Origin of the sequence: Paenibacillus sp. FSL R7-0333 (genome assembly GCF_038000365.1) — a bacterium.
Taxonomy (GTDB): domain Bacteria; phylum Bacillota; class Bacilli; order Paenibacillales; family Paenibacillaceae; genus Paenibacillus_AQ; species Paenibacillus_AQ silagei.
In genome coordinates, this window is the sequence record NZ_JBBOBZ010000001.1 from 5,613,762 (window position 1) to 5,627,906 (window position 14,145).

Here is a 14,145-nt window from a genome sequence, read left to right on the forward strand (position 1 = left end):
CCTTTCAACGTGGGATGTAGGGGCTTACTTCTTCAGACCTTTATCCTTAAGGAATTGTTCAAATTGTTTGGTGACTTCAGCCACGTATTTCTCTTCGCCCGCTTCCCTCAGCTTGCCGTACAGCGCAGGCCAGGTTTCTTCAAAATCAAGCGTTCCGGTCACGAGTCCGCGTTTGTATTCTCCCCACACGGCGTTCAGGTTGGCAATCTCCGTATTTACCGGCTCGGAATTGAATTTGAAGGCACCTACAGGATTAACCTCAGAACTCGAGTTGATCTTCTTGGTCTCCTCCCAGACATTCTCCGGCTGTCCTTCCTTCAGATAAGAGTTGAATACGCTGCCGAACACCCAGTCCATATTCGGCAGATAACGGGAGTCCGCTTTGGCCTTGATGTACTCCCCGTCCAACTTGTCATAGTGTTCTCCGGCAATGCCGTTGCAGAGCAGATTGTACAGCTCCTTGTCGGTATTGACCAGATTTAGCAGCATCATGGCACGCTCCGGATTAGGGGCAGTACGGCTGATCGACTGATTGGTGGTCGCTGAATAGCCGTTGGAGAACCAGTCGCTGAGCGGAACCGTAATGACATCGTTACCGCCGTTTTTGGCCTTGACCTCCGCTTCCACGCCCGGCTTCAGCGTCACGTTGAAATCGACGGCAATTTGGCCTTTGGCGAGGTAATCATTCGCTTTTTCGGTAGCGGCATCCTTGTAAATATAGCCTTCCTTATACCATTTGCTGGCCAGCCGGAAATTGTCCAGCTCTTCTTCCGGATAGCGCTGGAGCGTATACGTAGGATCATCGGTTTTGATATAGAAATGGTCATCCAGACCCGGAACTACCCAGTACTTGTCGTCATGCGACTGCGGATTGATGAAGGAAGTGCCGAATATGCCAAACGGAATGATATCCGGCTCGTTCTGCTTAATCTGGGCCAGGAACGGCTCGATGTCTTCTATTTTTTTGATGGAAGCGGTATCAAGATTATACTTGTCGGCAAAACGCTTCTGGATGATAAATCCGTAACGGGAGCCGTTGATCTGCTGGTTCGGGATACCGTAAATCTCCCCGTCCACCGAGAGGCCGTCCCACATCACCTGCGGCACCTCCGCCTTCAGCTCCGGCGCGTATTCCTCCAGCAGCTTATCCATCGGCTGAATCGCGCCCTTGCGCACCAGCTCTTCCGGCTTCAGCATGTAGCCGGTCCAGAGAATGTCGAACTTCTCGCCTGCCGCAAGCACCGTGTTCATCTTCTGCACATAATCCCCGATCGCTACAGGCATCAGCTTGACGGTGGCATTGATCTTCGCCTTCGTAATCTTGTTGACTTCCTCCTGCACCTTATCCTGATCTGCCTGAAGCTGGGACAGCGGATAGTACCAGGTTAGTTCCACCGGCTCCAGCCCGCCATCCTTCCCGCCTTCCGCAGCCGCACTTTGCGTTGCCTCCGCTCCGCTTCCTTCCGTGCCCTTAGCGGCATTACCGTTGCCGCCGTTATTGTTCCCTCCGCAGCCTGACAGCACGGATGCAGCCAGCATTACAGATGCCAAAACGCCAACCAGCCCTTTTTTCATGTAAGTGACCTCCTGTACTTAGTACATGTAATGTATGTTAACCCTTTAGGGAGCCAACCGTAAGCCCTTTGACGAAAAACCGCTGAAAAAACGGGAAGATGACCAGCATCGGTCCGCCGGCCAGTACGGCAATCGCCATCCGCGCGGAGCTGTTGGGGAAGCTGCTCAGATCAATGCCAAGCTGCCCGGTAAATTCAGAGTTCGTCGTGAGAAACTCGATGCTGTTGAGCGTCCGCACCAGCAGAAGCTGCAGCGGCACCTTGTTCGGATCATCAATGTAGAGCATCGCGTTAAACCATTCGTTCCAGTAGGTGAAGGAAATCAGCAGGCCCAGAGTAGCCAGCGCAGGCGTTGAGAGCGGCAGGATGATCCGGAAGAAAATACGGAATTCCCGTGCGCCGTCGATTTTGGCCGATTCGATGATCTCCAGCGGGATCTTGGACATGAAGCCCTTCATGACCATAATGTTGAACGGCGACAGCAGGATGGGCAGAATCAGCGCCAGCAGGCTGTCCTTCAGATGCAGATATTGCGTAATCAGAATGTAGGAAGGAACGAGCCCCCCGCTGAACAGCATGGTGAAAAATACATAAAAGGTCGTCGCCCGGTTATACCGGTAATCCTGCCTTGAAATCACGTATGCCGTCATCGCGGTCAGCAACAGCCCGGTCAGCGCGCCGATGATGGTTATCGTGAAGGTCACGCCATAGGCCCGGAGCAGGATGTCAGGCGCGTCCAGCAGATAGCGGTAGGCATCCAGACTGAAGGACTCGGGGATGAACTGGTACCCGTTTGCAGTCAGCGACTTTTCATCCGTCAGCGAGACTGCGATGACCAGCACAAACGGCAGAATGACCACCAGCGACAGCACCGTAAACAGCAGATTAATGAACAGCTTGGAAAATTCGAATGTTTTGCCCATGCTCAGGGCACCTCCTTACCACAGGGAATTATCGGGATCGACCTTGCGCACAATTCCGTTGGCCGTCAGCACCAGCACCAGACCGACCACCGACTGGTAGAAGCCTGTAGCCGCAGACATGCTTACATTGCCGACTTCACGCAGCGCGCGGTACACATAGGTATCAATGATGTCGGTAGAGCCGTAGAGAAAGCCCGAGTTGTTCGGGATGAAATAATGCAGGCCGAAGTCGCCGCGGAACATATTGCCGATAGACAGGATCAGCATAATGATGATGATCGGGGCCATCAGGGGAATCGTGATTTTGAAGGCCATCTGCCGCTTGGTCGCCCCGTCGATCCGCGCCGCCTCGTAATATTCGCTGTTAATGCCGATAATGCCGGCAAAATAAATCAGCGTGTTGAACCCCACCACTTTCCATAGCTGGACCAGAATAAGTATCACCGGCCACGGCCCGGCATCCTGGTACCAGCTCACCGGGTTCAGCCCGAAGGATTCGAGGGTGCGGTTGATAAATCCGTCCGAATGGTTCAGGAAGGCGTACGCCACATAACCTACAAGCACCCAGGACAGGAAATGCGGCAGAAACAGGGCCGTCTGGTAGAACTTGCTCCATTTCGCCTTGATTTCGTTCATCAGAATCGCCAGCAGCAGCGCTGCCGAGGTCCCCGCCAGAATGTACGCGGTATTATATAGAACCGTATTACGGGTGATCCGCCACGCCGTATCCGTAGTGAATAAGTAACGGAAATTGTCCAGTCCCACCCACTTGCTGCCGAAGATCCCGAGATCGTACCTGTAGTTCTTGAAGGCGATAATCAGGCCGATCATTGGAATATAGGCAAAAATCAATTTGTACAGCAGTCCCGGCAGTGAGAGCAGGAACAGCTCCCGGTTGCTTTTGAAATGGGCAAGCTCCCTGCCGATCCAGGATTTCTTGCGCGTAGCCGGCGGCGCCCCTGAACTTGCTTGTTGTTCCGCCAGCGGAACCTTATTCAACATAACCAAAGCCCCTTCCTTTCCTTCCTTAGCTGCAGCTGTGTGCCTGTGTCCCAGGCTTTGCACGACTAACATAGCGCAGAACCAGGCCACTGCGTTACTGTACAATTGCAAGATTGCTGTAGATCCGGGCTGTATTGTTGCCAGATTCCTGCTCCGTCCGGGCCGTGGCATGCATCGCGCAGCAAAAAGCCCGCTATAGGAACAATGTCCATTAGCGGGCCTGGCTTAAGGCTGAAAAACCTGTTTATTGGCTTTGTTTATGTGCTGCGGTCAATGGCCGATTTCAGGCGGTATTCCTTCGGCGTGGTGCCGTAGCGGCGTTTGAACAGGCGGTAGAAATAGCTTTCATTCCCGAACCCGACCTTCTCCATAATCTCTGTAACGGTCAGGTCCTTCTGCTCCAGATACTCTCTGGCGCAGGCCAGGCGGGCTGCGTTGATCTGATCAACCACCGTCGTTCCTTCCTGCGCCTTAAATACCTGGCCCAGATAGACGGAGCTCATCTTGAGCATGTCGGCGATGCGCTGCACATTAAGGTCAGGATCGGCGTAATGCTTATCAATGATTTCCTTCACGGTCTCCGCCAGCAGCCTGTTCTTGTCCTCACGCCCGCTCCGCCGCTGCTCAGCGACCTCACGCACCACCTCCAGGAGCACAGCCTCGATCTCATCCAGCGTTTCCTTTTCCAGAATACGGCGGTTGACGGCCTGCAGGTTGACTGAGACCGGGTTGACGTTGCGGCTGTTCATCTCGCCAAGCGTGTTGCTTAGCGTAACCGCAAGATGAAGCACCGCAGAGAACATATTCTCGTAGCTGAAGCTGCCCAGCAGCTCTCTCCATTTGCGGATCGTCTGCTCCGTCTCTGCCATATCCCCGCCCTTCAGTCCCTCCGTCAGCTGCCGTTCCAGCTCCTGCGGGATACGAAGGGATTCATTTGCCTCATTCTCCCGGAGCATCCCCGGCTCAAGCACCGCCCCCTTGCCGTAGATCATCCGGTAGCCGGAGTGGCGGATGGCCAGATTGTAATGCCGGGTGATGTCGCGGTAATTCGTGAACACTTCGCTCAGCGTGACTGTAAAAGTAATATGATAATAGTTGCCGATCATCTGCTGTAGCTCCCTGAACCGTTCCTCCAGCTTCGCCAGTTCCCTGTCGTCACTCCCGGCAATAAAGACCAGATGGCCGCTCTTCATATCGGCCGCTTCACAAGTGCCTTCCAGCCGCAGCTGCTCCTGGCCGATGTTGGCAATGGCGAAATACAGCAGGGACTCCATCGGCAGCCCCGGTTCGGCGGCCAGCCCCTGCAGATTGTCGATCTGCACCAGCGCCAGACGGAGCGGAGACGGATAAGCGATGTCAATGCCATGTTGCTCCCTGAGCTGCCTGAAGGCAGACTCATCCATGCTGTGGCTGGACCCGATCAGGCTGCGCAGCTGATAGAGCTTGGCAATATTCGACTGCGAGGCCCGCTCCAGCTCAAGCCCCTTCAGCTTGCTGATCATCTCGGTCACATTGGCCGCAATCAGCGACAGCTCATCCTTCGCCTGCGGAGTGCCTTGCGCCTCCTGCGGCACCAGCGTCAGCAGCTGGCCGACCGGCTTATACAGCCGCACCGCAAAGAACACGGACAACAGCACGGCCAGCAGAACAACAGACAGCGTAACCGCGATTTCCGTCCATTTCATCTGCCGGACGCTGCCCAGCACAACATCGTAATCCTGCATGCTGACAATCTGCCAGTTGTTCAGCGCTTTGCTCAGATAAGTGACCTTATACTTCCTGTCTTCATGTGTATAATTGAAGGAATCCAGCGGCTTGCCCGAGGCGCTGATCCGCGGCAGCAGCTCCCCCCTGATATTCAGCCCGGCAGGAAGCAGGCCGTCCGTAGAAATAAGCACCTCACCCTCGCTGTCCGTTACGAACAGGACATCATTCTGCCGCTCGGCCACCTGGTTAAGCGCTTTCATATTATCCAGCATCCACCCCGGCTTCACCGTCAATATCAGCACGTTGTCATTGATTGAACCCAGCGACTCCCCGTCATACAGGAAGAAGGCAAAGACGTCTATGCCCCCGCCTTTTCCGTCAAGGTCCAGGGGAATCAGCTGCAGCTTGGGCAGATCCGCCCGGGAGCCCATGTAACCCTTCAGGGAATCGTACAGAACGCGGTTATCAATCTCATGATTCAGTGACGAGAAGAACCGGTGCTGGGCGCCGTTATAGAACACGGCAGCGTGCAGATAAGGGGAAGCCGCCACGGTATGATTCAGGCGCTCGATCTTGAGAATGCTCTGCCTGTAATCCGCACCTGATTTCAGAGCCAGCAGCTCCTCATCATTGTATAAAGATACGGCCAAATCCTTAACGATGCCGTTCATGTTCTCTATATTGTAATTAATCTGGGTCAGCAGCTTACGGTCTGCCTCGTTCTGCAGGCTGAGCACCTTGCTGCGGGCGCCCGAGTTCACAAACAGCGAAGCGGCCGCCAGTGTGGCGACAACAAGCATGAAGCTGAGCAGAATCCGCTGTAAATATTTGCGCGAACGGATTGTCTGAAGTATATTCATGGTCCTCTCTCCCGGCTCTTAGGGTGACACTACTATAATCCCGCACTATTTTGCTTGTCAATCAGGGGTTCAGGAACTGGGCTGCTCCCGGAGTTCGTCCGGATCCTGGCGGAACAACTCCCGCAGCAGCACCTGCGCCATGATCCGGTGACCGGACAGATCCGGGTGGATACCGTCCCCGTAGCAGTAAGAGGCATGAAGCAGCCGCTCATGCCGGATATGCTCCAGCAGCGGTGTACGTATGTCGATGACACCGTCCGCAGGACAGCCGCCGGAGATCAGCCAGTCCGCATAACGCTCCAATACACGGTCATAATCCCGGTAAGGTGCGAGATAGCTGAAATCAGCCGCCTCTGCGGGCTGCAGCGGACCGTCCATCGAGGCGGCATCAAACGGCGGCGGTGTCAGCAGCACGGCAGCGGCTCCCGCTTCACGGATAAGAGCGCTCAGACGCTTCATCCCGGACTGATAGGCTGCAAAGCGCGCTTCCGAGAAGGGATGATAGATCCCGTCATTCATCCCGTAACAGGCAACGGCCACATCGGGACTGGCCGCCGCCAGCTCGCCTGCCAGCCGGTCATGGACACAGGGCCGCGGAAATGGATGCGCGGCTTCGCTGAGTCCCGAGACGGTCTCGCTGGGAACCCCGCACGCAAGCAGTTCCACCGCCAGCTCCGGCCGGTGCCTGCTTAAGCCTTCCCGGACCAGGCCGATATACCGGCCGTCTGCCGTAATACTGTCCCCGAGGAACAGTATCCGCAGATTTCCGGTACTTGGTTTTTCTTTATGATTCAGTACGCTGTGATTTAGTAAATGAAGCATTCTTTTCCCTCCTGACCATTACGCAGGTCCCCCCGGCTGTCCCCAGCCAGGCAAATATGCCCGCAATCTAATGGTAGCGCCGCCCGCCGTTCTCCGCCTTGACGATCCCGACCTTCTTTAGCATAATATTGCCATGACAACCAAAATACTAGCGCGGGACATTGGACTTGAGCCCGGCTTCACCTTCAGAATCCAGAAGTGCCCGCTGACCCATGATTACTACGTCCACAGCCATGACTTCTCCGAGCTGGTCGTCATCCTGTCGGGAAACGCCGTGCATATCATTGAAGGGAGAGAGTATCCGGTTACCGCCGGCCAGGTTTTTCTGATCCACAGCAACGTTTCCCATGGCTACAAGAATGTCGAAGGCATCGAATACGTCAATGTGATGTTCCAGCCTGAACAGCTGCTCCAGCAGTCCGAGCTCAGACTGCTGCCGGGGTTCCAGGCATTATTCTATATCGAGCCGTTCTACCGGAAGGAGATGTACTTCAAGGGCATGCTCTCCCTGGAAGCCGGGCAGCTCCGGGAGACGACGCGGCTGCTGGATGACATTCTGGAAGAGCATGACCGTCAGCCTGAAGGATACCGGCTGATGATCCGCACCTATTTCACCGCCTTGGTAGGCATGCTCTCACGTTATTATCAGAATAGCAGCGGCCATGAGGATAACAAGGCGCTGCGGATCGGTGAGACGGTCACCTATATCGAGGAGCATTTCCTGCAGCCGGTCACCCTGCAGTCCATGGCGGATATGGCCTATATGTCCACCCGCCAGTTCCTGAGAGTGTTCACCCGCAACTACCAGACCACGCCGATGGATTATGTGATCCGCAAGCGGCTGGATTATTCCTGCACGCTGCTGCGCAGCCCCGGCCTGAGCGTCTCCCAGGTGGCGATGGACAGCGGCTTCCATGACCAGAATTACTACTCACGCCAGTTCCGCAAAGTATTCAACTGCACCCCCACCCAGTACCGCGAGCGAATCCAGAATTCCTGACCTTATCCCCGGCCATCGCTCAGATTTCCTCCGTATCGGCGGCGGCCTCATCCCGCATGCGCTGCCGCCGCCGGTATGCCCCGGGGGTGACACCGAACCTCATGCTGAACAGGCGTGTCATATAGTTCGGGTCCTGAATACCGACCCGTTCGGCAATTTCAGCAATGTCCAGCACCGTACCGCCAAGCAGCTTCCTCGCTTCCTCCAGGCGCCGCTGCAGCACATACTGCAGCGGCGTCGTGCCGATATGCTGCTTCATGCACCTCGTAATATAATCCGCCTGGAAATGCAGCTCCTCCGCAAGCCCGGCCAGATGAAACGGCTGTCTCCAGTGGACATCCAGATAGGCAGCGGCAGCCCGGGCCAGCCGGGCCGCCGGCTCCGGCTGGCCCGTCCGCTGGCATTCCGCCTGCAGCGCCGCCAGCAGACCGGCCAGCAGCAGCTGGAGCCGGAGTGCGTTCTCTGCGCTCAGCCGGCTGTGAATCTCGTTCATCTCCTGCAGTACCGGCTCCAATGCCTCTATATCAACCGGGGCGAATTTGGGCAGGTACAGGCGCTGCTGCGCAGACGGCTCCTCATCCTCCACCGTTCCCCTAGCCAGCAGTGAAGACCAGGGGATCTCCCCGCGCCGGATATATTCCGGCTTATGCTCATGGATGAAGTGCACCCAGTAAATTTCCGTATCCTCCGCACAGGACCGGTACCCGTCATGCGGCCTTCCCGCCTCCAGCACCAGCAGTTGTCCCGCACCCACTGCGTATTCCTTACCTTCCTCTGCCATATAGAGCGTTCCCCGCTTGACCAGCAGCAGATCGTACACACCGAACGTGCGGGCGAAATGCCGGTCCCCCGGAGACCAGACCGCATGTCCCACCGTAACCAGCTGCGGCAGCGGGGGAATCGCAAATTCCAGGCACAGCATCATAGCCCCCCTTGTCTCAGGTCGATTTTGTGCTATTCAAAGTCTATATTATCACTGGCTGCCACGGCGGAAAAGAGGTACATTGACTGGGAATCCGCTTTTCATCCAATTCTCTAAGGGGTTGTGTATCCATGCGTTTCCGTCAGGTTCATCTTGATTTCCATACTTCTGAAGCCATTCCCGGCATCGGGCAGGCCTTCTCCAAATCCCAGTTCCAGTCCATGCTGCGCTCAGGTCACGTAGACTCGGTCACCGTATTCTCCAAATGCCATCACGGCTGGGCCTATCATCCCAGCGACGCCAATGAGATTCATCCCGGCCTCTCCTTTGACCTGCTGGGCGAGATGATTGAAGCCGCTCATGAAATCGGGGTCAAGACTCCGGTTTATCTGTCAGCCGGTCTTGATGAGAAGCTGGCCCGCCGTCATCCGGAGTGGCTGATCCGCGATGCCGAGGACCGTACACGCTGGGTAAAAGACTTCATGACCCCGGGCTACCATGAGTTCTGCCTGAACACGCCTTACCTGGACATCCTGCTGGCCCAGATTCATGAGGCCGTCTCCCGGTACGAGGCAGACGGTATCTTCCTCGACATTGTCGGCGTCCGCAAGTGCCGCTGCCAATACTGCGTCGCCGCCCTGCGGGCAGCCGGCCGGGACCCCCGCGACGAAGCAGCCGTCATCGCCCTCGGCGAGCAGACCTACCTGAATTATGCCCGCCGTGTGCGGGAGACGATTGATGCCGTGAAGCCCGGCCTGCCGGTCTATCACAACAACGGCCATCAGCAGCGGGGACGCCGCGATCTGGTACAGGTCAACAGCCATCTGGAGCTGGAGTCGCTTCCTACCGGAGGCTGGGGGTATGACCATTTCCCGCTGTCGGCACGGTACGCCCAGACGCTCGGCATGGAATTCCTCGGCATGACCGGCAAATTCCATACCTCCTGGGGCGAATTCGGCGGGTATAAGCATCCGAACGCGCTGCGGTTCGAAGCCGCGCTCAGCCTCGCCCATGGCGCCCGATGCTCCATCGGCGACCAGCTTCATCCTTCCGGCTGGATGGATGAAGCGACCTATGCCCTGATTGGCGCCGCCTACAGCGAGGTGGAGGCGAAAGAGGAGTGGTGCAGCGGGGTTACGTCCGTTGCAGATATTGCCGTCCTGTCCCTGGAGGCTGCACGTGAAGCCTGCCCCGGCGGACAGGCACGCAGGGGGGAACGCAATTAGCGGATGCCGGTGCGGTACGCATACTGACAGAAGGCCATTACCTGTATGACATCGTAGATACGTTCAGCGACTTTACCGCCTACAAAGTGCTGGTGCTGCCCGATGAGGTGCCCGTATGGCCGGAGCTGGCCGACGCGATCGGGTCCTTTACTGCCGGAGGCGGCAAGGTGCTGGCCACCGGACGCTCCGGCCTGAATCCGGCAGGCGATGCTTTTGCACTGAACCTGGGGATCAGCTGGCTGGGGGCCAACCCTTACCGGCCGTCTTACTTCAAGCCCCATTTCACGCCCGGCGCCCTGCTGCCTGCATCCTATGTAATGTACGGCGCGGGTCAGCTGGTGGAACTCTTGGAAGGACAATCGCTCGGTCATCTGGAGAATCCTTATTTCAACCGCGATGTCTTCACCTTCTGCTCGCACCAGCATACGCCGGGTGCACAGGAAGACAATGGGCCGGGGATGGTGGAGAGCAGCAGCGGGATCTATATTGCCTGGGATGTATTCAGCGAGTATGCGGATGCCGGCCATCTTATCCTGAAGGAAATGGTGCTGCATGCACTGTCGCGGCTGCTTCCGCTTCCTTCCCTTCGCACTACTTTGCCGGCCCGGGGCATAACGACCCTGCAGTACCAGCAGGCAGAGCAGCGCTATGTGCACCATCTGCTCTACGCCGCTCCCGCGCTCAAAGGCCGGATCGAAGTCATCGAGGATATTGTGCCGCTGCGGGACATTTCCGTCAGCCTGCGCCTCCCCTCCTCTGACCCCGTCCACCGGGTCTATCTGGCCCCGTCGATGACAGAGCTGCCGTTCACCGTCAGCAGCGGGGGCGGGATCACCTACACGATTCCTTACCTGGAGAATCATCAGATGGCGGTAATCGAGCTGGTGTAGATTAGGTCCATTTATAGTAGAATAATAAGAGCTATACCATTGCCTAGAATGAGAGGATGACCGGGATGCTTCAGTCCATTGTGCACATTGCTCTAGTCGAACAGGAGTTCTTTATCGGCAATCAGGCAGGCGGACGAGTATTCCTATTTCTGAACACCGATAACTTCTGGCGAGATTATCATCAAATGGTCTCCAGGGGGATTGAATTCGTTAGAGAACCCAAAGAAGAAGCTTATGGAATCGTTGCGGTATTCAAGGATTTGTACGGCAAACCTGTGGGACCTGCTGCAGATGAACGCAGACCACCCGATTTCCAAGCGGATACAATGATTGCACAGCACTGCAGGCCAGGTCATTGGACTCCAAATGTATCTCGCAGATAGTTATCAAGAATCTGAAGGGGCTCGTGTAACGCCTGGTTTGGAAACTTATGAGTTACCTTATAGCCTACTCTGGGGGGCACTGACACCGCCAGCTTCTGAAGAACAAATTCTCCCATCCCCTTCATATGGACGCCAATCGAAGCGGGCACAATTGTCCATTGTCTGGCATTCGTCAAAAAAGTAGTGATGAGTCCCGCTGAGTCCAGATGTACACGGGACGGACACAGCGGGTCCCACCACTGGTCATGTCTGAATTGAAACTCCCGATTCCAATTGACGAGGACTTCATGCTCTGCCGCCAATTCTTCCATTTTCACCGTATCTCCAGCCTGCCGCCCTGGTACAGCCAAGCGCAACAGCACCATTTCTTCAGTGAAAAACGGTTGAACAGTAACGCTAGGCTTTTCTTCGCTCCACCAACAGGCCGCCCATCCCTTGCTCTAATGTCTTTAAGCGGTAACTTACCGTTGCTTGTGACAGATGCAGCAGATCAACCGCTTTACTTATACTCCCAGTCCGTACGATAGCTAAAAACGCTTCTATCCCAGGAAAATACATAGAATACCTCCTCAATATATAGAAAATATTAATATAGTTCACAAAATATTTGCGTTTTACAACATTATTCTTTATGTCTAAAATTATCATTAACACAGACAAGGGGTCAAATAGTCCAGGTTATGAAAAGGTGGTTTAGCTATGAAGGTTCTCATCGTTGGTCATTTTAACGAAACTGCACAATCAAAGATTACCGGGTATTTTCCGCAAGACTGGAACGTTATCATTGTCCCGCCCGGACAAGATATGCAGCATCATATTGAAGATTGCCAGGTCCTCATTCCTGAACATATCCAAGTGGACCCTAGCCTGCTGGCTAGCGCCAAAAAATTAAAATTGGTACAGACAGGTGCAGGTTATGATAATGTCGATATCCCCGCCTGTACACAGCTCGGCATTTGGGTGGCCAATGCGGCAGGAGTGAATGCACAGGCCGTGGCCGAGCACGTAATGGCACTAATGCTGGCTTATTATAAAAACATTCCGTTTCTTGATCATTTCATGAAAAACAGGATGGATGAACATCATTTGGAGTACACAGGAAGTGAATTAGAGGGCAAAACCATGGGGATTATCGGGCTGGGCGCTATCGGAAAAAAGGTAGCTGCGTTTTGCAGCGCTTTTGATATGAATGTGTTGGCTTATGCGAGAAATACCGAAGTGCCATCTGACGGCATAGTGAAAATGACCGATTTCGATACACTCCTAAGCACATCCGACATCGTCAGTGTTCACGTACCCTTGACTGAGCAAACCAAGCACCTGATGAACAAGACGGTATTTCAAAAAATGATGAGTAGCGCTCTGTTCATCAACACGGCCCGTGGCGGGATTGTTAACCAGACAGACTTGATAGATGCCTTAAAAACCGGGGTTATTTCCGGCGCCTGCCTGGATGTGTATGAATCCGAACCCCTTCCTATAGACAGCGAGCTCCGCACGCTGGATAACGTGATCCTTACTCCCCATACCGCAGGAATGCCTGACGGCCGGAAATTTCACCAAAAAAGATATGATTTCTTCATAAAGAACATAAAACGTGTACAAAACGGGGAAGAACCTGAAAGCAGACTAAATCAGTTATTATAGTTTCAGTGCAATAAAAACAAAAAAGGTTTATGACATTGTCCAAAATACAATGTCATAAACCTTTTGGTAGTACCGGCGAGAGGACTCGAACCTCCACGGTTTCCCACTCGATTTTGAGTCGAGCGCGTCTGCCATTCCGCCACGCCGGCTTAATATCATATATATCCATCATGGATAATTAAATTTAAGATGAAAAATATTCAATAAAGTAATAATGGCGCGCCCTGAGAGATTCGAACTCCCGGCCTTTTGATTCGTAGTCAAACGCTCTATCCAGCTGAGCTAAGGGCGCAAAATATGGAGCGGACGACGGGAATCGAACCCGCGACCCTCGCCTTGGCAAGGCGATGCTCTACCGCTGAGCCACGTCCGCACACGGTATGTATTCAACTGCTTTAATGAAAATGGCGGAACCGACGGGATACTCTTCACTCCGTTACGAGATTACGAAGTATTCCTTACGATGCCTATGCTTCAACGAACCCAGGGAATTCTCATCCCTTAAGCCATTAAAAATGGCGGAACCGACGGGATTCGAACCCGCGATCTCCTGCGTGACAGGCAGGCATGTTAGGCCAACTACACCACGGTTCCAAGATAATATTGCGGGGGCAGGATTTGAACCTGCGGCCTTCGGGTTATGAGCCCGACGAGCTACCGGGCTGCTCCACCCCGCGTCAGTAAAAAAATATTCTCTTCTAGCTTACAAAGTCTGCATGGTGGAGGCTGAGGGGTTCGAACCCCCGACCCTCTGCTTGTAAGGCAGATGCTCTCTCCAGCTGAGCTAAGCCTCCATCGAAGAAGCAACTTAATGATCATAACACATTTCCATAAGATATACAACCATTAATTTTATTAAAGATGAAAGTGGTGACTCGTATGGGATTCGAACCCATGTTACCTCCGTGAAAGGGAGGTGTCTTAACCCCTTGACCAACGAGCCAGATAAGCAAACAATCTTTCGACAACAAAAGATATTATATCAAATAAAATAGTATAATACAATAGAAATATTAATATTGTATATGGTCAGTATCTACAGCATATGCGAAGTGCTTACTCCCAAGTCCTCTAAGGCACCTCTCCATCTGTAAAGCGGCCCAGGAGTCTCTGCCTTCACCACGGCTCTCCAGTCAACTGTATAGAGTCTCAGAGGAAGCAGACAAGGTAAAAGACGGACATGGAATAT

General features: G+C 54.3%; 12 protein-coding genes, 7 tRNA genes and 1 pseudogene. 5 read left to right on the forward strand and 15 right to left on the reverse strand.

Going from position 1 to position 14,145, the window contains the following annotated elements:
• Positions 1-24 precede the first annotated feature (24 nt).
• The 5 genes from MKY86_RS23675 to MKY86_RS23695 form a co-directional block, all read right to left on the reverse strand.
• On the reverse strand, positions 25-1,575 hold the full coding sequence (locus MKY86_RS23675; protein WP_076086017.1) for an ABC transporter substrate-binding protein: 1,551 nt from the start codon (positions 1,573-1,575) through the stop codon (positions 25-27).
• A gap of 37 nt (positions 1,576-1,612) precedes the next feature.
• A complete protein-coding gene (locus MKY86_RS23680; protein ID WP_036732429.1) occupies positions 1,613-2,497 on the reverse strand; it encodes a carbohydrate ABC transporter permease in 885 nt (294 codons plus the stop codon).
• A gap of 15 nt (positions 2,498-2,512) precedes the next feature.
• Complete coding sequence (locus tag MKY86_RS23685; protein WP_076086020.1) at positions 2,513-3,499, reverse strand: ABC transporter permease; 987 nt, start codon at positions 3,497-3,499, stop codon at positions 2,513-2,515.
• Positions 3,500-3,756: 257 nt separating this feature from the next.
• Positions 3,757-6,066, reverse strand: coding sequence for a helix-turn-helix domain-containing protein (locus MKY86_RS23690; protein WP_076086023.1), 2,310 nt, complete (start codon positions 6,064-6,066; stop codon positions 3,757-3,759).
• Positions 6,067-6,135: 69 nt separating this feature from the next.
• Positions 6,136-6,888 carry a GDSL-type esterase/lipase family protein gene (locus MKY86_RS23695; RefSeq protein WP_076086026.1) on the reverse strand — a complete coding sequence of 251 codons (753 nt, stop codon included), beginning with the start codon at positions 6,886-6,888 and terminating at the stop codon, positions 6,136-6,138.
• 133 nt (positions 6,889-7,021) lie between these two features.
• Between MKY86_RS23695 and MKY86_RS23700 the strand changes: the two genes are divergently transcribed.
• The gene (locus MKY86_RS23700; protein ID WP_076086029.1) at positions 7,022-7,888 is read left to right on the forward strand and encodes a helix-turn-helix domain-containing protein; all 867 of its coding nucleotides are present in this window, start codon (positions 7,022-7,024) and stop codon (positions 7,886-7,888) included.
• A gap of 19 nt (positions 7,889-7,907) precedes the next feature.
• On the opposite strand, the gene MKY86_RS23705 is transcribed toward MKY86_RS23700, so the two are convergent.
• On the reverse strand, positions 7,908-8,810 hold the full coding sequence (locus MKY86_RS23705; protein ID WP_076086032.1) for an AraC family transcriptional regulator: 903 nt from the start codon (positions 8,808-8,810) through the stop codon (positions 7,908-7,910).
• A gap of 131 nt (positions 8,811-8,941) precedes the next feature.
• Between MKY86_RS23705 and MKY86_RS34210 the strand changes: the two genes are divergently transcribed.
• From MKY86_RS34210 to MKY86_RS23715, 3 genes and pseudogenes are all read left to right on the forward strand, one after another.
• Positions 8,942-10,036: a hypothetical protein gene (locus MKY86_RS34210; RefSeq protein ID WP_445669909.1), complete on the forward strand. Its 1,095-nt coding sequence runs from the start codon at positions 8,942-8,944 to the stop codon at positions 10,034-10,036.
• Between the two features lie 92 nt (positions 10,037-10,128).
• Positions 10,129-10,926, forward strand: coding sequence for a hypothetical protein (locus MKY86_RS34215; protein ID WP_445669910.1), 798 nt, complete (start codon positions 10,129-10,131; stop codon positions 10,924-10,926).
• Between the two features lie 98 nt (positions 10,927-11,024).
• Positions 11,025-11,256: pseudogene (locus tag MKY86_RS23715) on the forward strand (VOC family protein); the annotation flags it as partial.
• Between the two features lie 22 nt (positions 11,257-11,278).
• On the opposite strand, the gene MKY86_RS23720 reads toward MKY86_RS23715, so the two are convergent.
• Both MKY86_RS23720 and MKY86_RS23725 read right to left on the reverse strand, forming a co-directional pair.
• Entirely contained in the window at positions 11,279-11,659 is a 381-nt protein-coding gene (locus tag MKY86_RS23720; protein WP_340827533.1) for a hypothetical protein, read from the reverse strand.
• Positions 11,660-11,705: 46 nt separating this feature from the next.
• Entirely contained in the window at positions 11,706-11,957 is a 252-nt protein-coding gene (locus MKY86_RS23725) for a helix-turn-helix domain-containing protein (RefSeq protein WP_340827869.1), read from the reverse strand.
• Positions 11,958-12,008: 51 nt separating this feature from the next.
• Between MKY86_RS23725 and MKY86_RS23730 the strand changes: the two genes are divergently transcribed.
• Entirely contained in the window at positions 12,009-12,956 is a 948-nt protein-coding gene (locus MKY86_RS23730; RefSeq protein ID WP_076086038.1) for an NAD(P)-dependent oxidoreductase, read from the forward strand.
• 70 nt (positions 12,957-13,026) lie between these two features.
• On the opposite strand, the gene MKY86_RS23735 is transcribed toward MKY86_RS23730, so the two are convergent.
• From MKY86_RS23735 to MKY86_RS23765, 7 genes are all read right to left on the reverse strand, one after another.
• Positions 13,027-13,105: transfer RNA gene (locus MKY86_RS23735), tRNA-Leu, on the reverse strand.
• Positions 13,106-13,171: 66 nt separating this feature from the next.
• Positions 13,172-13,248: transfer RNA gene (locus MKY86_RS23740), tRNA-Arg, on the reverse strand.
• Between the two features lie 6 nt (positions 13,249-13,254).
• Positions 13,255-13,329 (reverse strand) — tRNA-Gly (locus MKY86_RS23745).
• Between the two features lie 143 nt (positions 13,330-13,472).
• Positions 13,473-13,550, reverse strand: a tRNA-Asp gene (locus tag MKY86_RS23750).
• Positions 13,551-13,559: 9 nt separating this feature from the next.
• A tRNA-Met gene (locus tag MKY86_RS23755) sits at positions 13,560-13,633 on the reverse strand.
• Positions 13,634-13,673: 40 nt separating this feature from the next.
• Positions 13,674-13,750 (reverse strand) — tRNA-Val (locus MKY86_RS23760).
• Positions 13,751-13,824: 74 nt separating this feature from the next.
• Positions 13,825-13,899 (reverse strand) — tRNA-Glu (locus tag MKY86_RS23765).
• Positions 13,900-14,145 lie beyond the last annotated feature (246 nt).

Coding starts and splice junctions, on each gene's coding strand:
- MKY86_RS23680 (WP_036732429.1), bottom strand. CDS start 2,497: ATGGGCAAAACATTCGAATTTTCCAAGCTGTTCATTAATCTGCTGTTT.
- MKY86_RS23725 (WP_340827869.1), bottom strand. CDS start 11,957: ATGATAATTTTAGACATAAAGAATAATGTTGTAAAACGCAAATATTTT.
- MKY86_RS23690 (WP_076086023.1), bottom strand. CDS start 6,066: ATGAATATACTTCAGACAATCCGTTCGCGCAAATATTTACAGCGGATT.
- MKY86_RS23700 (WP_076086029.1), top strand. CDS start 7,022: ATGACAACCAAAATACTAGCGCGGGACATTGGACTTGAGCCCGGCTTC.
- MKY86_RS34210 (WP_445669909.1), top strand. CDS start 8,942: ATGCGTTTCCGTCAGGTTCATCTTGATTTCCATACTTCTGAAGCCATT.
- MKY86_RS23685 (WP_076086020.1), bottom strand. CDS start 3,499: ATGTTGAATAAGGTTCCGCTGGCGGAACAACAAGCAAGTTCAGGGGCG.
- MKY86_RS23675 (WP_076086017.1), bottom strand. CDS start 1,575: ATGAAAAAAGGGCTGGTTGGCGTTTTGGCATCTGTAATGCTGGCTGCA.
- MKY86_RS23730 (WP_076086038.1), top strand. CDS start 12,009: ATGAAGGTTCTCATCGTTGGTCATTTTAACGAAACTGCACAATCAAAG.
- MKY86_RS23695 (WP_076086026.1), bottom strand. CDS start 6,888: ATGCTTCATTTACTAAATCACAGCGTACTGAATCATAAAGAAAAACCA.
- MKY86_RS23705 (WP_076086032.1), bottom strand. CDS start 8,810: ATGCTGTGCCTGGAATTTGCGATTCCCCCGCTGCCGCAGCTGGTTACG.